Here is a 15,939-nt window from a genome sequence, read left to right as displayed (position 1 = left end):
GCAGGGCTTCCATCCTTTTACTAATTTCCAAGACGATCAAGCCTATCCATCCAAAGCCACAACACAAGTGGGGATGAAGGCGTTGTTGGAGGGGGAAAATCAATAGAAACCCCATGAAGCTGTTCATGAAGTTACGTGCACACTAGTTAACGGCTTCTCAGCCGGCGTGCCAAGCAGCAATCCTTGTCCCAAGCGCATCTGAGCCTCGCGACAAAACGCCCATTCTTCGATTCGCATCATTCCTTCAGCAAGCACGGTTGCTCTGAATGATGCGGGGAGCTTCATACTTCGGTAATTGTTTGGATTCGTACTCATCGCAGCAATCAATCAATCAATCAATCAATCAATCAATCCTCGACCCATCTTCACATAATCACGCATTAATTCAGCGAGCACCTCAACTACTTTTCAATGCAGCCTATGGCGCGAATGAGTTGCCCGAGTGTGGGGCATCCAACTAGATATAGCCAGTCTCCTCAATAGGCAGACACTACTGTGAAGTCTAAAATCTCCTCTACTGTGAAATCATAAGTGTTATATCCCACTACGAAACAACAAAGATCCGGTATTTTTTAGTTGATAAAATGATGAAATGGTGTTACATTAATATCCGAACACAAAACTATTTTAGTATTTTAGTTCTGAGGTGAGAAAATGGATCCGAAAAAATTGCTTATTATGGAATCGGCGAAGAAATCATTTTCGCTTTTCGGTTATAAAGGTACGACGATGGATCAAATCGCAAAAATAGCGGGTGTTGGCAAAGCGACGATCTATACTTTTTTTGCAAATAAAGAAGAGCTCCTGCACGAGATTATACAGTCGTTAATTACTGAAATGAAAACTGTCGCACAGAAAGCCATTGTCGAAGGGGCGACACCTTTTGAGAAACTTCATGGCGCGCTTTACGGTATTCTCGTTTTTCGCAAAGAGCACGAACTGCTCATTCAATTGGCTCATGAGGTTCAGCAATATGGCAGTCAGGTTACGATTGAGGCTATGGCTAGTATTGAGACGGAAGTCGTTCAATTCATTTCAGAGCATATGGAGCGTGCGATACATAACGGTACGATGAAAAGCTGCGATCCGAAGATGACGGCTTTCATTTTATTCAAGCTGTATGTGGCATTAGTCTTCGATTGGGAGAAGCAGAACGAGCCCTTATCGGATGAGCGTATTTTGAGCCTGCTGCAAGAGTATTTCGGTAATTTCATGAACTCGTAATTTTTATTTATTTAATCGTGGAGGGGTATTTATGCGCTTTATTCGACCAATGGTATATTCTGCGATGGCGATTGTCATCGGAACGAGTACATTTCTTTTAACATCCAAACAGGCAATTAGCCAAACGGATGCGGCCAATCAAGTTCATCCAACGGCTTATATTGAAACAAACGAAGTCAGCGCCAGCTTTAAGGTAGGAGGAAGGGTTACAGAAATCCTTGTCAAAGAGGGCGAGGCTGTAAAGAAAGGGCAAGTTCTGGCCCGCCTCCAGAGTACAGAAATTGAAGCCAAGGTTCAACAAGCCAAGGCAGCCGTCGCTTTGGCACAAGGGAAAATCGCTGAAGCCCAGGGGGCAACAGCTACCGCTGAAGCCAAGAAGCAGCAAGGGATTGCTGGTGTGAACGTAACGGCGGATACCGCTGAACAGCAAGTAGCCCAAGCTCAAGCTGCTGTAAGTGCAGCTCAAGCCAAGGTAGACGGACTTCATAACGGAGCACGTCCGGAAGAGAAGAAGCAAGCGGAGATTCAGTTCCAAGCGGCGTCGGAGGTTTACACCATTGCTGAGCAGAATTTGAACCGCATGAATGCGATGCTGGCGCAAGGGCTCGTCGCGCAAGCGGACGTGGATAAGGTGAAAGTGAGCTTCGAGGAAGCGAAAACCAAACGTGATTTGGCTCAGCAGCAGCTAAATATGGCGAATCAAGGTCCACGCGAGGAAGAGATTCGCGGAGCGGAAGCCTTGCTCGCACAGGCGAATGCTTCTTTGAAGCTGGCTGAAGCGAACCGTGGAACTGTGAAGGTCAGACAAGGGGACGTAACCGCAGCGGATGCGGCTGTTCAGCAAGCACAAGGCGCGATTAAATCGGCTCAATCCGGTGAATTGCAAGCCAAAGCGGCTCAGCTGGAAGCCGAAACGTACTTGAGCTATACAGAGTTGTTGGCACCGACAGACGGGGTTGTGCTTTATCAATCGGCGCAAGTTGGCGAGTTGGTTGGTTCTGGCTTTCCGGTTTTCTCCATGGAGTCAACAGAACAGCGCTGGGCGAAATTCTATATGCCGGAAACTTCTGTAGCCGGCCTCAAAGTGGGCAACAAAATCAGCATGACGATGCTGTCAACGGGCGAGAAAGTCGAAGGTACCATAACGACTTTAGCGGCAGCGCCGGATTTTGCCATTAAGAAAGCAACACAAACCTCTGGGGAAACGGACATCCGTTCGTTTGGCATCAAAATTGAATTTACTAAACTGCCAGAGACAGCAACAACCGGCATGACGCTGCAATGGATCGGTAAAACGGAAGGATGATGAAAGAGATGGATCTTCGGATTGGCAAGTTAATAACAGAAGAATGGATGCACATTCTGAAGGACCGACGTCTTTTTCTGATCTTGTTCTTCGTTCCGATCATGTACACGGTGCTGTTTGGCTCGATATATGTGCATCACAAAGTAACCGAAATGGCTACGGTCGTGATAGATGAAGACCAGAGTCCGTTAAGTCGGCAGGTGATTCAAGCCTTCGAACAGAGTGAATCGTTCCAAATTAAGAAGGAATATCACTCGGAGGAAGAAGTGAAGCGGGCGCTGGAAACGGGGGAAGCCAAGGTAGGTTTAATCATTCCTTCCAATTTTGAAGCGAAGCTGAAGCATGGAGAAACATTGCCGCTGCTCACCCTGATTGACGGCAGCAACATGATGATCTCGAACTCGGCTACCAAAGGCGCCAACGAGGTAATCACGACCTTCAGCATGGGGTATTCGCAGAAAAAGCTGCAGCTGCAGCAAGGACTGCAGAATGAACAAATCATGAACACCCTTTCTCCGATTCCGTATCGGTACCGCATCATGTACAACTCTACTTTCAATTATAGTGATTTCATGCTATACGGGCTGGTAGGAGCGATTTTGCAGCAAGTTTTATTTCTGGGCATCGCCTTGACGATTACACGTGAAAAGGATGCAGGGACATGGCAGCGGTTCGAAGCTTGGAAACGGAATCCGTGGCGCATCGCTTACGTGAAGACAGCCCCCTATTTCTTAATCAACTTATTCAACACGTCGGTCACCTTTGTTATTGCTTTATATGCGTTTGGTGCGCCAATGAGCGGCAGTTTGCTGGTCGGCTTGGGAATTATTCTCAGCTTCACCTTTGCTGTCAGTGGGATCGGTTACTTGATCAGCTTGTTCTCTTCGAACCAGTTGGGGGCGACACAGACGGCTATGTTAATTGCTGTTCCGTCCTTCATGCTTTCGGGCTTCACATGGCCCTTTGAGGCGATGCCCAAGGCGCTCCAAGTGTTCGGTCATATGCTTCCACTCACCTATTTCCTAGACGGCGTTCGTAATGTCTTCGTGAAGGGCAATGATTTCTCGGTCATTTGGCATGATTGCCTATCCCTGATTTTGACGGGCACCTTGACCTATTTTATCGCTATGATCCTAACGCGTTTCGTAGTTTTTTCGAAAAAGAAAGAACAAGATGCCACCGTTGGCGCGCAGCCTATGCTGCCGTCAGGCTCGAATATTTCCGTATAACCATCAAGGAAGGAAGCGATTTTTTTGAAAAAAACGCTCATCAGCCTATCAGCAGCCCTGCTGCTCTTTTCAAGTACGCAAGCAATTAGCTATGCTGATACGGACGAAGAACCTATTCAAAATGTGTATATTAACACAGATATACTAGAGACAGTATCGTCTGTAGATTTGCCTTATGTGCTGGATAAAGCACTAAAGGATAACCATAACTTAGCTTTGCTGGCGCTAAAATATGCTGCCCAAGGCAGTAAAAAAGCCGATTTGGAGTCGCAAATGAACACAATGGGCTCGGCTTCTTTTACGCCTGGGCATTTGCCAAGTACGCCTGCTGAAGTTACTTCCACCGGCAATCCGCAGCTGCCCAACCTCACAGATCCAACGGATATTGCTTGGACTGTGATGCAGAATAATGTCATCAACCAAATGATGCAGGGGATGGGGGCACTAGCCGGAGGGATGAACACGATCATTTCTGCGCAGCGGGCGCAAATGAAGACCGCAGCGCACCAACTCGGCACAGATCAACGGAACTCGCAGCTGCAAACCGATGAGGCCAAGGAGGGAATCCGCCTTCAGACGATTGCGCAGTATGTGCAGCTGCTGGGTCAGAAGAAGCAATTGGACTTCATGAATGAGTACGAAACTGTGATGGAAAAAGACTTGCTCCGGGCATCGCTGTTCTCGCAGCAGGGTTTAGCTTCAGCGGACGATGTTCAGACCGTTCAAAAAGCTATTAACAAGCAAAAAGATGATATCGCTACGCTGCTTAATAACTATCGCTTGGGGCTTGTACAGCTTTCGACGGACATCGGCATTTCTTATGATCCTAATCTTGTCCTGAAAGATATCGCCAACATGTCGACTGACCCGATCAAGGAAACCGATACAACTACGCTATTGAAATCTTCCTATCAAATGAAATCTTCCGGGAATAATATAGATGAAGCGCTATGGGAAACCGACTTTTCGGTAACTCAGAATACGTATGGGAATACGTATTTGGGTGCGAATTTGGCCATCAATGGACAGAAAAACGAGCAGACCAAACTCGATCTCACAAAAAAAATTCAAACAACCTATCATGACGCCCAAAATGCGTATCAGGCTGTCCTGAGCGAGCAGCGGAACTTAACGGATGTCCAGGCTGATTTCACGAAAATGAAGTTTCGTTTCGACGTTGGCGTCATTTCCAAGCATGACTTGAACAAGTTTCAAGTGAAGGTTCGTCAAAATGAAACAACCTTAGCCGCCGCCAAGCTCAAATATTATGTTTTAATGGAAAAAGCCAAAGCGATGGATACGGGCTTTATCCAGTAATCCGCAAGCTTTTATCCGCGATCAACCACAGTTTTCTGCCATGTGCCAGGTTTGCAGCCTGAACGGGAAGGAGCTGTGGTTTTTTCTGGATTGAGTTCGCAAAATTTCTGGGATATAATGAAAAGAATGACTAAATGCTGATACAAGGGGTGTAGAAAACTTGAGCATAACCAAAACAGATGTCGATCACGTCGCAAAGTTGGCTAGACTCGATTTAAGTGATACGGAGAAAGAGCTATTTACGGAACAGCTGAATGCGATTTTAAAATATGCCGAACAGCTGAATGGACTGAATACGGAAGGTGTTGTTCCGACAAGTCATGCGATGCCTATGGTGAACGTCATGCGTGAAGATGTTACGGCACCGTCGCTGCCGATTGAAAAGGTTTTACTGAATGCACCCGATCATGAAGACGGGCAATTCAAAGTTCCAGCTGTTTTAGAATAGAGAACCAGATGAAAGGGAGTGCCTGTCGTTGTCTTTGTTTGATCTAAACCTACAACAAATTCACGCGAAGCTTCAAGGCAAAGAACTTAAAGTTGCCGATCTCGTGGATCAATCCTATACAAGAATCCAGCAAGTAGAAAGCAAGGTTCGCGCTTTCCTTACGTTAGATGAAGAGAATGCCCGATTAACGGCTGCCCAATTGGACGAGCAGCTCGCAAGCAGTGCGACTACGAGCGATCTATTCGGTTTGCCGATCGGGATCAAGGATAACATGGTGACAGAAGGATTGCGCACAACATGTGCCAGCAAGTTCCTGTCCAACTATAATCCAATTTACGACGCTACGGTCGTCACGAAGCTGAAAGCAGCGCAAACCGTTACGATCGGCAAGCTCAACATGGATGAATTCGCCATGGGCGGCTCCAATGAGAACTCCGCTTACCATCCGTCCCACAATCCGTGGAACACGGATTATGTACCTGGCGGCTCCAGCGGCGGTTCCGCAGCGGCGGTTGCTGCAGGCGAAGTATACTTCGCGCTGGGCTCCGACACCGGCGGCTCGATTCGCCAGCCGGCTGCTTACTGCGGCATCGTCGGACTTAAGCCGACGTACGGACTTGTGTCCCGCTATGGCCTCGTCGCGTTCGCGTCTTCCCTCGATCAGATCGGGCCGCTGACGAAGAACGTCGAAGACTCTGCCTACTTGCTGCAAGCCATCGCAGGCTATGACGCCAAAGATTCCACTTCTGCGAAAGTGGACATCCCTGATTACCTCAGCGCCTTGACCGGAGATATTAAAGGTCTGCGCATCGGCGTACCGAAGGAATACATGGGCAAGGGGATCGACCCGGCTGTCAAAGAGAAAGTGCTCGAAGCGCTCAAAGTGCTGGAAGGCTTAGGCGCTGTATGGGAAGAAGTCACGCTGCCGCATTCCGAATATGCGGTTGCTACCTATTACTTGCTCGCTTCGTCGGAAGCGTCCTCCAACCTTGCCCGATTTGACGGCGTGCGTTACGGTGTGCGCTCGGACAACGCGAACAACTTGCTTGATCTCTACCATATGTCCCGCAGCGAAGGCTTTGGCCCAGAGGTCAAACGCCGCATCATGCTGGGAACGTATGCCTTAAGCTCAGGCTACTATGATGCTTATTATTTGAAAGCACAGCAAGTACGTACGTTGATCAAGCAAGATTTTGATCAAGTATTTGAGAAATTCGATATCATTATCGGACCAACGGCTCCGACGCCTGCTTTCCGAATCGGTGAGCAAAGCAACGATCCGCTTACGATGTATTTGAACGATATTATGACCATTCCGGTCAGCTTGGCGGGTATTCCTGCGATTAGCGTACCTTGCGGTTTCGTGAACGAACTTCCGGTTGGCCTGCAAGTCATCGGCAAAGCGCTGGATGAAGCTACCCTTCTGCGTGTAGCCCACGCTTTTGAGCAGCATACAGATCACCACAAACAGCGCCCGCAATTGTAAGTTCATAGTTCATGAGTCACGAAGGAGGCATTCATTTTGTCGGCAACAGATACCCAATTTGAAACGGTCGTTGGTCTTGAAGTTCACGTTGAGCTTCATACCGCTTCCAAAATATTTTGCGGATGCGCAACCTCATTCGGAGCACCTCCGAATACGAATACATGTCCGGTATGCTTAGGCCACCCGGGCGTTCTGCCTGTACTGAATCGTCAGGCGGTTGAATATGCGATGAAGGCCGCTATGGCGCTGAATTGCACGATTTCTACACATAGCAAATTTGATCGTAAAAACTATTTTTATCCGGATTCGCCGGATGCTTACCAAACATCGCAATATGATCAGCCGATTGGCTTGAACGGCTATGTGGATATTGAAGTGAACGGTGTAAGCAAACGAATTGGTGTGACTCGTGTTCACCTAGAGGAAGATGCAGGGAAGCTAACGCACGTCGATGGCGGCTATGCCTCTCTTGTTGACCTCAATCGGGCTGGAACGCCGCTCATTGAGATTGTGTCTGAGCCTGATTTGCGGTCTCCTGAAGAGGCGCGGGCCTATTTGGAGAAAGTCAGAGCGATCATGATCTACTGTGATGTGTCCGACGTGAAGATGGAAGAAGGCTCGATGCGCTGCGATGCCAACGTCAGCTTGCGTCCTTTCGGGCAAGAGAAGTTCGGCACTAGAGCTGAGCTGAAGAATATGAACTCGTTCCGCGGTGTCCAAAAAGGGCTCGAGTACGAGGAATTCCGCCAAGCGGACATTCTCCGCAGCGGCGGCGAAGTGGATCAAGAAACGCGTCGCTGGGATGAAGCCCAGGGCAAGACAGTTGCGATGCGAGGCAAAGAAGATGCGCATGACTACCGCTATTTCCCTGATCCGGATCTGGTGAGCTTGTACATCGACGATGCTTGGAAAGCTAGTGTCAAAGCATCTATTCCGGAGCTGCCGGACGCTCGCAAAGCACGCTATAGCAGTGAATACGGACTACCTAGCTACGATGCGGAAGTTATCACTTCTTCGATGAAGCTCGCTAACTTCTTCGAAGAGAGCTTGCAGTACACACAGGATGCCAAAGCGGTCTCCAACTGGATCATGGGTGATTTGCTCGGTTATTTGAATGCGAACAGCCTTGAGTTTACCGATGTGAAAGTGACAGGCAAAGGTCTTGGCGAGATGATCGGCTTGATTGAGAAAGGCACCATCTCCAACAAGATTGCCAAAACTGTCTTCAAGGAAATGCTCGAATCCGGCAAAGAACCGCAGAAGATCGTAGAAGAGCAAGGACTTGTACAAATTAGTGACGAGGGTGCGATCAAGGCCGTCGTTGAGCAGGTAGTGGCGAACAGTCCGCAATCCGTAGCTGATTTCAAAGCTGGCAAAGAGAAAGCCGTAGGTTTCCTTGTCGGGCAAGTCATGAAAGAAACCAAAGGTAAAGCCAACCCAGGCCTCGTCAATAAATTAATTGTGGAGTGCCTGAACAGCAAGTGATAAAGTATGAAGTGGTGATCCGATCCAAGGACACCACTTTTTTTCAATTATATGGAGGAGGCACGCGATGTCTATACAACGACTACCTTTACAAACGAACGAGGAGATCTTGCTCCTATTATCCTTGCAAATTGCCTCCTACCGCGTAGAAGCTGAGTTGATTGGCTTTGAGGATATTCCTCCCCTGAAGGATGGCATTGATTCTATACGTAAGGCAGAGGAAACATTTTATGGTTACTTTGTTCAGGATGAGAACGAAACGAAGCTGGCTGGCGCTATTTCCTTTGCTCGCGAAGGCTCGGTAATTACGATTTGCCGGATGATGGTGCATCCGAATTTTTTTCGCCGTGGGATTGCTAGGTCACTTTTGCAACATATACTAATGGATCAGGAGAAAGAGGGGGCACTGCTCTTCCTTGTTTCTACCGGCACAGCCAATTTGCCCGCCATTCAGTTATATCAAAGCTTTGGGTTCACGTTGAAGCGGGTATTTACGTTACCCCCTGGTGTATGTTTGAGTACCTTTGAGCGTCCGGCAAGCCATTCTTAGTTGGTAAGGGAGCGATTCCATCATGAGCAATCCATGGGTCATTGATCAGGTTCACATTACGATACGGTTAGTTCTTGCACTTTTTCTTGGCGGTTTAATTGGGTTTGAGAGAGAGGTTAGCAGTCATGCGGCGGGGCTTCGCACCCATATTTTGGTGTGTGTTGGCTCTTCGCTCGTCATGCTGCTATCCATGTATGGGTTTAGCGCTTTTGTGAACGAAGTCAATGTACGTCTTGACCCTTCGCGTTTGGCTGCCCAAGTGATTAGCGGTATCGGCTTTCTAGGCGCTGGAACGATTATCTTTAATGGAAGGTCCATAACAGGTTTAACGACGGCCGCTTCGCTTTGGGTTGTGGCTGGGATTGGCCTAGCTGTTGGAGCGGGCTTTTATTATCCGGCAATTTTAGTTTGTTTTATGGTACTCATTTCCTTATGGATTCTTAATAAAGTAGAGCATAAGTATTTTAATGGAAAAAAAGTGCGGGTTCTCAAAATACAAGCAGCAGATCAGCCAGGGACCCTTGGTGTAATTACCACTCTCCTTGGCAAGCAAAATGTGGATATTCGCAAAATTACATTGGAAGAGCACGAGGATCCAGATAAACCGAATCAAGTGCAAATCACTTTTCACGTGACCATTCCGAAGCCTCCGATTATCGCCGCTGTCCTTGAAGGAATCAATCAAATTCAGGGAGTCACCGGCGTTACCATTGAAAAAAGCAAAAATTGAAGGGGTACGCAGATAGGGAGCGTCTAAGATTGAGGACGAACAGAAAGGGGAGTCAGGCATGGACAATATGACGGATGAGCAGCTGATCGATCGGATCCGTCATGGTCATTCCGATGCATATCGTGTACTGGTAGAGCGTCATAAGAGCTATATCTATACAATTATCTACCGCATGGTTGGGCATAAGGAAACTGCTGAAGACTTAACCCAGGATGTGTTCGTTAAGCTGTTTCGTTCGTTGGCTCATTTTCGCGGCGATGCGAAATTCACAACGTGGCTCTACCGAATGACGACGAATCTGGTGACGGATTATCGTCGTTCCCAGAAGAGGCGGCCATACGAAGCGCTGCTTGATAAAATGAAGGGCTGGTTTACAGACGCCCGCGAGCAGCCGGAGGAACTGGCCTTGCGGAAGGATGAACAGGAGCGCATGCAGGCACTTTTGGCTGAGCTCCCGGACAAGTATCGATTAATTATGTATTTGTTCCACTATAAGCAGCTTTCCTATCAAGAAATGTCCTTGGCAACCGGTTTGCCGGTCAAAACGCTCGAAACCAGACTATACCGTGGAAAAGCTATGCTCAAAGAGAAATGGTTGGAGGTGAATTCGCATGACGCCAAAGGCGCAGGAGGACATCCGGCTCACGCAATACCTAAATAAGCTGCTGGACGATATGCCGATAAGTGAACCCAGTTCTGAGCTGACGGACCGTATCATGAGCGGGATTCAAGAGAAAGAACAAGCAGTTCTCGCATCTAAGACACAAATTCGCCGACAAGCCTATTTGCTCAATAGCTCCATTGCCATCGCGGCCACCGTTGTTCTTATTCAATCAGGTATTATTAACAAAATAATGAATATAGATGCTGGGATTATGCAGCTGACTTCCTTTATCCAGCATTTGTCCCAATAACAATAATTCACTACTAGAACGGAGGCTTATCTATGAATGTACCACAGGATCACACTCAAATTCCCTCGTACAATACGGAACCTAGTTACTCGCATTTTGCCCCTTATTATCAAATTCCAAAAAAGCGCAAATGGAAGGCTGGAATTCTATCGTTCATCGTTCCGGGAACAGGACATTTCTATTTAGGGCTCATGCAGCGTGGTTTATTTATTATGATGCTGCTCATCATAGATATCTTCATCATCACTTCGCTTGCTAGTCAAAGTAACGCTAGTGTTGCTGCAGTCACTTTGTTTGCCTTATTTCTCCCGGTTATTTACTTCTATAATCTGTTCGATGCACTCCAGGCGACGGACCATGTGAATCGGCGCATTGAACTGGGCGAATTCTCCGGGGCTCAGGACATTGAATTCCGCGACCCTCTGCAGAAGCTGATCAAGGGCACCAACATGGGCGTCATCTTGATCGCCGCGGGAGCTGTTTTCTTTCTGCTCAGCAACAAGCCGCTTTGGGTGACAGGGCTTTTTAATCTGATGGGCTCCTATCTTGGATCGGTCGTCCTCGTACTTGCAGGTATTGCGATGTATTTGTTGGATTCCCGCAAAAATAAATAAACTATTACGCTTGCAATTGCCATAACCATCATTGACAAAAGTCAATTAACACACGTACAATATAGTGTAAGGTTTTAATGACTAACATCAGGTGGTGAGTACTATGGCTGTACATTTAGAACAAGCACTAGCGAAGTTGAAGACAACCGGTGTTCGGATGACGCCACAGCGGCATGCGATCCTTGCTTTCTTATTGGATTCCATGACTCATCCGACCGCAGATGACATTTACAAATCTCTAGAATCGAAATTTCCTAACATGAGCGTAGCGACTGTTTATAATAATCTCAAAGTGTTTATAGAATCGGGACTCGTTCGAGAACTGACGTATGGAGACAGCTCGAGTCGCTTTGATGCGGATATGACGGACCATTACCATGCAGTTTGTGAAGGATGCGGGAAGATTGCGGACTTTGAATATCCGCCACTTCATGATATTGAGAATACCGCTGCTGGGCAAACTGGCTTTCGAGTGAGTGGGTATCGGCTAGAGGTATATGGTGTTTGCCCGGACTGCATAGGGATTACCAAGCATTAACTTGCGCAGAATTCCTCATTCGCTGTTCCTATGATGTATAATGAAACGTGATCGAACTTCTTGTTAGTGAGAAGTGAGAGCACGTTTTTTTTCTTTTTTATATCGGATAAAGGAAGTGAAATTTTGCAACGACCACCCGCAGATCCGCAGCAACCAAAACCCAAAAGATCATCGAAAAAAATTCTTCTTATCAGTTCCCTTTTTATTGGCATAGTTGCGGCCGGGGCAGCAGCATTCTTATGGGAAGAGCTGGCGCCTAACCGGATGAAGGTAGACCCGGATTACCATGAATTGAGCAAGCCGGTATTTTATCAAGGCAATTATTATAAAGCAAGCGCCATTGGTGAAAAGGAGGGGCTGAAACTCCCGCTGGAGCTTATTCAGGAGTGGATAGACCCAACCATTATATATGAAAAAAGCAGTGATTCAGTGATCATCACCACCAAAGAGAAAGTGCTTCGCCTAAAAACAACCGAGCTATCCGCATTTATGAATGAGAAACCTATCACGTTGTCTTTTCCTGTAGAAAAGAAAGGGAACGACATTTATGTGCCGATCGAGCCTCTACGTGAGCTGTACCCCTTTGATATAAGGGAATCAGAGAAGTCTGGTGCTGTTCTTTTGTTTAAAAAAGGCGATCTTCTCAAGTGGGGGAAACATTCCGGCACAGAGGAAGCGCAATTGCGCACCTTTGCGTCGATTAAAGCGCCAATTCTTTCTACCATTGCAAGCAATGAGCAAGTCATGATTTTAAGCGAGGAAGAGGATTGGTATAAAGTTCAGCAGCAAAGTGGTCCGATTGGTTATGTAAAGAAAGCGGATCTCGTGCTTGATCATGAAGAAACGATTCCTACTCAGCCGCAGTCAACATCTTATGTCCCGTGGAAACCTTTGAACGGCAAACTTAATATGACCTGGGAGCATGTCATTACCAAGAACCCCGATACATCGAAGCTAGGGGACATGCCCGGCTTGCAAGTGGTTAGCCCAACGTGGTTCTCTCTGGCAGACGGAGAGGGGCGCATTAAGAATCTTGCCGACGCTTCCTATGTCAAATGGGCACAAACGCGCGATTATCAGGTCTGGGCGCTGTTCAGCAACGGGTTTGAAGCAGATCGAACGTCCCAAGCGCTCTCGACCTATGACCGTCGTATGAAAATCATCAAGCAATTGCTTGGTTTCGCCCAGACCTACAAGCTGCAAGGCATTAATATTGATTTTGAAAATGTTTATCTCAAAGATAAAGACAATCTTGTTCAATTTGTCCGTGAGATGACGCCATTTATGCATGAACAGGGTTTATCTGTTTCCATAGACGTTACCCCCAAATCAACCAATGAGATGTGGTCGATGTTCTATGACAGGCCTGCGCTTGCTGAGGTGGTGGATTATATGATGTTGATGGCTTATGACGAGTACTGGGCTACCAGCCCCAAGTCAGGCTCTGTTTCATCACTTCCATGGACAGATCGGTCCATTGCGCAATTGCTGAACACAGATAAGGTGCCACCATCTAAGCTTGTCCTCGGAATACCATTCTATACGCGGCAATGGACAGAAGAAACCAAAAATGGTAAAACGACGGCTACTTCCAAAACCTTAACCATGGAAGCTGCCCAGGCCATAATCAAAGACAAGAAGCTCACGCCGACTTTCTTGCCGGAAACAGGTCAGAATTATGTGGAGTACAAAGATGGAGAGAAGCTGATCCGCATCTGGCTCGAAGATGAAACCTCGGTGAAGGCGAGAATCGAGCTGGTTAAGAAATATGATCTGGCTGGCATCGCCTCGTGGCGTAGAGGCTTTGAACAAGCTCCAATGTGGAAAACCATGCAGGATGCATTGGTGCCCGCGAAGCCCTAAATAGACGAAGCATCTGCCTTGGCAGAGATGCGGACATCCGTTTCTGATTGCATTTGTAGAAACCTGCGATTGTGCATCTTTTTTAGTGTGGTTTAGCCGGAAATCAATAAAAACCTGCAATTCTGCATGTTTCTGCACCTTACTTCTGAGGTAAGGATGAAAAAGTAAGAAAAGCCTGCATAATCGCAGGCTTTTCCTATTTTCGTGCGTATTTTTGAAAAAAGCCTGCACTTTCGCAGGTTTTCTCCGGGGACGGCCTGTTTCCTGATTTAATGAGGCTTGTGCTCATGATCACGATTAAGCTCCATCTGAGCCGCTTGTGCGGCTGCGGCTGTTTCACTCTCTGCCGTATGCTCGAACTGGGGGTCGACGGTTAGAATGGTTTTACAGAACATGCAACGATCAGTTTTGCCTAGCATTTTCGTTCTTCTTCCGCATTCGGGACAATCCAAAGCAATTGCCGATGTCGACAGCATGCCAGCCCAGAAGTAGATGCCCATGCTGACCATCATCGTGATCATCCCGAGGATCATGAAGATCACGGCGATGATACGGCCGGCTTTCCCCCAATCAAAGACGATACCTGCCAAGCCTATAATCATAAGCAGCATTCCGCCCATAGTCAGGGCAAGACCCCATAAGCGAAATTCATTTACTTTACTTGATCTGAAACGCAATTTTTGTTCCTCCCCATCATTTAGCCATCATGTTTTGTATGATTTGTCACAGAAATCAGCAGGAAACTCCGTCACCATTGTAGAACTAAGATATAAACATTTTGGAGACAGGAGCTTTGGATACCCATGGGAATCGATAAAGGGCAGTTTTTGCTTAAATTTCGAAACGACCAGCGGATCATAAGTGTCATGGCGGTTGATAATCCTAAGCAACTTCCCTCATTGACAGATGGTTTTGATACGCTATTTCTTATCGTAACGAACGACCTGAACCTGAACAATCATACGACTAATTATATAAGAGACGATTCGAGGATACAAGAAAGATGGGTAGATCCTTCATCACTCGAGCTATGGGTACGTCAAGGTCTCAATCGAAATATTCTTCACTGGCTGCTAAAAGGGGAGATACTTCTGGATCAGAACACTTATTTAGAAGGCCTGCGCCATCGTATTTTGGAATTTCCAAGTGATCTGCGTGAGCATAAGCTGCTAGTTGAATTCTCGCATTTCCTGCGCAAGTATTTGCAAAGCAAGGAATATGTGCTCGATGAGCATCTATTGGATGCTTACAATAATATTCTCGAGGCTCTGCATCATTGGGCGCGTATCGTCATTATTGAAGATGGCTATCACCCGGAAATCACGGTTTGGAGACAGATTAGGGCTATTAATCCTGGTGTTTACAAGCTCTATGAAGAATTGACCATGAGTAAGGAGACCCTCAAACAAAGAGTTCAGCTTGTTTTGCTTGCTTGCGAATTTTCGGTTATGTCCAAAATGGAGCGTTGTTGTGAGGCATTAATTCAAATCCTCAGAGAAAGTGAACAGCCTCTAAGCGCAGATGAACTTCAGCAGCATGTTCAATTAGTAGAAGTGAAGGCTGAACTTCCTTTATTATTGAATAAGCTTGTTAAAAAAGGTTTGATCAAAGAAGTCGCCATTCTGATGGATGAGGAAATTTCTGAAATTGAGCTCAAATATACAAGCATTTAAGGGGATAAACCCGCGAAGAATCAGGAGTTAATCTGATTCTTTTTTTATTCTTATTTTATTGCTTGACTTTGGTTGCGATTCTATGATAAATTAACTCTCGCCGCTAAAAACGGTTCGCATTTAAAACCAAATGAATTACACGATGCAAGCCAAGCTTGAAAAAAGAAAAATAAAAAAAGCTTGCATTGAATGGTTCGGATGTGATATATTATAAAAGTCGCCGCTAAACGGATGGCGAAGAAAACGAAAGAAATTGATCTTTGAAAACTGAACAACGAGTGAGTAAGCACGAACGAGCAATCGTTCAAAAAAAGAGATTGTAAAATCTCGCTAGCAAGTCAATTGAGCATTTCAGCTTTCAGATATACGGACGAGCAATCGTTCGCTACTATGGAGAGTTTGATCCTGGCTCAGGACGAACGCTGGCGGCGTGCCTAATACATGCAAGTCGAGCGGAGTATTTCCTTCGGGGAATGCTTAGCGGCGGACGGGTGAGTAACACGTAGGTAACCTGCCTATCAGATCGGGATAACTATCGGAAACGATAGCTAAGACCGGATAA

The 15,939-nt window shown here is 46.7% G+C and carries 17 protein-coding genes and 1 rRNA gene; 16 read left to right on the top strand and 2 right to left on the bottom strand.

Going from position 1 to position 15,939, the window contains the following annotated elements; all coding sequences use genetic code 11:
* Positions 1 to 123: 123 nt before the first annotated feature.
* Positions 124 to 315, bottom strand: coding sequence for a hypothetical protein (locus tag BC351_RS41610; RefSeq protein ID WP_144028435.1), 192 nt, complete (start codon positions 313 to 315; stop codon positions 124 to 126).
* 339 nt (positions 316 to 654) lie between these two features.
* Here BC351_RS41610 and BC351_RS17440 point away from each other — a divergent pair, with 339 nt between their 5' ends.
* From BC351_RS17440 to BC351_RS17375, 14 genes are all read left to right on the top strand, one after another.
* Positions 655 to 1,224: a TetR/AcrR family transcriptional regulator gene (locus BC351_RS17440; protein ID WP_079414026.1), complete on the top strand. Its 570-nt coding sequence runs from the start codon at positions 655 to 657 to the stop codon at positions 1,222 to 1,224.
* 31 nt (positions 1,225 to 1,255) lie between these two features.
* Positions 1,256 to 2,530, top strand: coding sequence for an HlyD family secretion protein (locus BC351_RS17435; RefSeq protein WP_079414025.1), 1,275 nt, complete (start codon positions 1,256 to 1,258; stop codon positions 2,528 to 2,530).
* A gap of 8 nt (positions 2,531 to 2,538) precedes the next feature.
* Positions 2,539 to 3,759: an ABC transporter permease gene (locus tag BC351_RS17430; protein WP_244209069.1), complete on the top strand. Its 1,221-nt coding sequence runs from the start codon at positions 2,539 to 2,541 to the stop codon at positions 3,757 to 3,759.
* A 24-nt stretch (positions 3,760 to 3,783) separates the two neighbouring features.
* Positions 3,784 to 5,076 (top strand): TolC family protein, encoded by a 1,293-nt coding sequence (locus BC351_RS17425; RefSeq protein WP_079414023.1) that lies wholly within the window; start codon positions 3,784 to 3,786, stop codon positions 5,074 to 5,076.
* Positions 5,077 to 5,236: 160 nt separating this feature from the next.
* The gene (gene gatC / locus BC351_RS17420; protein WP_079414022.1) at positions 5,237 to 5,524 is read left to right on the top strand and encodes an Asp-tRNA(Asn)/Glu-tRNA(Gln) amidotransferase subunit GatC; all 288 of its coding nucleotides are present in this window, start codon (positions 5,237 to 5,239) and stop codon (positions 5,522 to 5,524) included.
* 28 nt (positions 5,525 to 5,552) lie between these two features.
* Positions 5,553 to 7,010 (top strand): Asp-tRNA(Asn)/Glu-tRNA(Gln) amidotransferase subunit GatA, encoded by a 1,458-nt coding sequence (gene gatA / locus BC351_RS17415; protein ID WP_079414021.1) that lies wholly within the window; start codon positions 5,553 to 5,555, stop codon positions 7,008 to 7,010.
* Between the two features lie 33 nt (positions 7,011 to 7,043).
* Positions 7,044 to 8,495 (top strand): Asp-tRNA(Asn)/Glu-tRNA(Gln) amidotransferase subunit GatB, encoded by a 1,452-nt coding sequence (gatB, locus tag BC351_RS17410; RefSeq protein WP_079414020.1) that lies wholly within the window; start codon positions 7,044 to 7,046, stop codon positions 8,493 to 8,495.
* Positions 8,496 to 8,562: 67 nt separating this feature from the next.
* Positions 8,563 to 9,045, top strand: a complete 483-nt coding sequence (locus BC351_RS17405; protein WP_079414019.1) for a GNAT family N-acetyltransferase — start codon at positions 8,563 to 8,565, stop codon at positions 9,043 to 9,045.
* A 22-nt stretch (positions 9,046 to 9,067) separates the two neighbouring features.
* Positions 9,068 to 9,775, top strand: coding sequence for an MgtC/SapB family protein (locus BC351_RS17400; protein ID WP_079414018.1), 708 nt, complete (start codon positions 9,068 to 9,070; stop codon positions 9,773 to 9,775).
* Positions 9,776 to 9,833: 58 nt separating this feature from the next.
* On the top strand, positions 9,834 to 10,436 hold the full coding sequence (locus BC351_RS17395; protein ID WP_079414017.1) for an RNA polymerase sigma factor: 603 nt from the start codon (positions 9,834 to 9,836) through the stop codon (positions 10,434 to 10,436).
* Positions 10,387 to 10,689 (top strand): hypothetical protein, encoded by a 303-nt coding sequence (locus tag BC351_RS17390; protein WP_079414016.1) that lies wholly within the window; start codon positions 10,387 to 10,389, stop codon positions 10,687 to 10,689. The genes BC351_RS17395 and BC351_RS17390 overlap by 50 nt, the downstream gene beginning before the upstream one ends.
* Positions 10,690 to 10,721: 32 nt before the next feature.
* On the top strand, positions 10,722 to 11,303 hold the full coding sequence (locus BC351_RS17385) for a DUF6677 family protein (RefSeq protein WP_079414015.1): 582 nt from the start codon (positions 10,722 to 10,724) through the stop codon (positions 11,301 to 11,303).
* Positions 11,304 to 11,406: 103 nt separating this feature from the next.
* Positions 11,407 to 11,841 (top strand): peroxide-responsive transcriptional repressor PerR, encoded by a 435-nt coding sequence (perR, locus tag BC351_RS17380; protein WP_079414014.1) that lies wholly within the window; start codon positions 11,407 to 11,409, stop codon positions 11,839 to 11,841.
* Positions 11,842 to 11,964: 123 nt separating this feature from the next.
* Complete coding sequence (locus BC351_RS17375) at positions 11,965 to 13,704, top strand: glycosyl hydrolase family 18 protein (RefSeq protein WP_079414013.1); 1,740 nt, start codon at positions 11,965 to 11,967, stop codon at positions 13,702 to 13,704.
* Between the two features lie 269 nt (positions 13,705 to 13,973).
* Here BC351_RS17375 and BC351_RS17370 read toward each other — a convergent pair whose 3' ends face one another.
* A complete protein-coding gene (locus tag BC351_RS17370; protein WP_079414012.1) occupies positions 13,974 to 14,381 on the bottom strand; it encodes a DUF2614 family zinc ribbon-containing protein in 408 nt (135 codons plus the stop codon).
* Between the two features lie 126 nt (positions 14,382 to 14,507).
* Here BC351_RS17370 and BC351_RS17365 point away from each other — a divergent pair, with 126 nt between their 5' ends.
* Positions 14,508 to 15,377, top strand: coding sequence for a nucleotidyltransferase-like protein (locus BC351_RS17365; protein WP_079414011.1), 870 nt, complete (start codon positions 14,508 to 14,510; stop codon positions 15,375 to 15,377).
* Positions 15,378 to 15,764: 387 nt separating this feature from the next.
* Positions 15,765 to 15,939 (top strand): 16S ribosomal RNA (locus BC351_RS17360); the annotation flags it as partial.

Origin of the sequence: Paenibacillus ferrarius, assembly GCF_002027705.1 — a bacterium.
Taxonomy (GTDB): Bacteria; Bacillota; Bacilli; order Paenibacillales; family NBRC-103111; genus Paenibacillus_E; species Paenibacillus_E ferrarius.
The sequence above is the reverse complement of the archived record's forward strand: the minus strand, read 5'-3'. Positions and strand labels throughout refer to the sequence as shown.

Excerpts from the sequence above, each read along its gene's own strand:
- BC351_RS41610 (WP_144028435.1), bottom strand. The coding sequence starts at position 315 with ATGAGTACGAATCCAAACAATTACCGAAGTATGAAGCTCCCCGCATCA.
- BC351_RS17440 (WP_079414026.1), top strand. The coding sequence starts at position 655 with ATGGATCCGAAAAAATTGCTTATTATGGAATCGGCGAAGAAATCATTT.
- BC351_RS17435 (WP_079414025.1), top strand. The coding sequence starts at position 1,256 with ATGCGCTTTATTCGACCAATGGTATATTCTGCGATGGCGATTGTCATC.
- BC351_RS17430 (WP_244209069.1), top strand. The coding sequence starts at position 2,539 with ATGGATCTTCGGATTGGCAAGTTAATAACAGAAGAATGGATGCACATT.
- BC351_RS17405 (WP_079414019.1), top strand. The coding sequence starts at position 8,563 with ATGTCTATACAACGACTACCTTTACAAACGAACGAGGAGATCTTGCTC.
- BC351_RS17400 (WP_079414018.1), top strand. The coding sequence starts at position 9,068 with ATGAGCAATCCATGGGTCATTGATCAGGTTCACATTACGATACGGTTA.
- BC351_RS17395 (WP_079414017.1), top strand. The coding sequence starts at position 9,834 with ATGGACAATATGACGGATGAGCAGCTGATCGATCGGATCCGTCATGGT.
- BC351_RS17390 (WP_079414016.1), top strand. The coding sequence starts at position 10,387 with ATGACGCCAAAGGCGCAGGAGGACATCCGGCTCACGCAATACCTAAAT.
- BC351_RS17385 (WP_079414015.1), top strand. The coding sequence starts at position 10,722 with ATGAATGTACCACAGGATCACACTCAAATTCCCTCGTACAATACGGAA.
- perR (WP_079414014.1), top strand. The coding sequence starts at position 11,407 with ATGGCTGTACATTTAGAACAAGCACTAGCGAAGTTGAAGACAACCGGT.
- BC351_RS17365 (WP_079414011.1), top strand. The coding sequence starts at position 14,508 with ATGGGAATCGATAAAGGGCAGTTTTTGCTTAAATTTCGAAACGACCAG.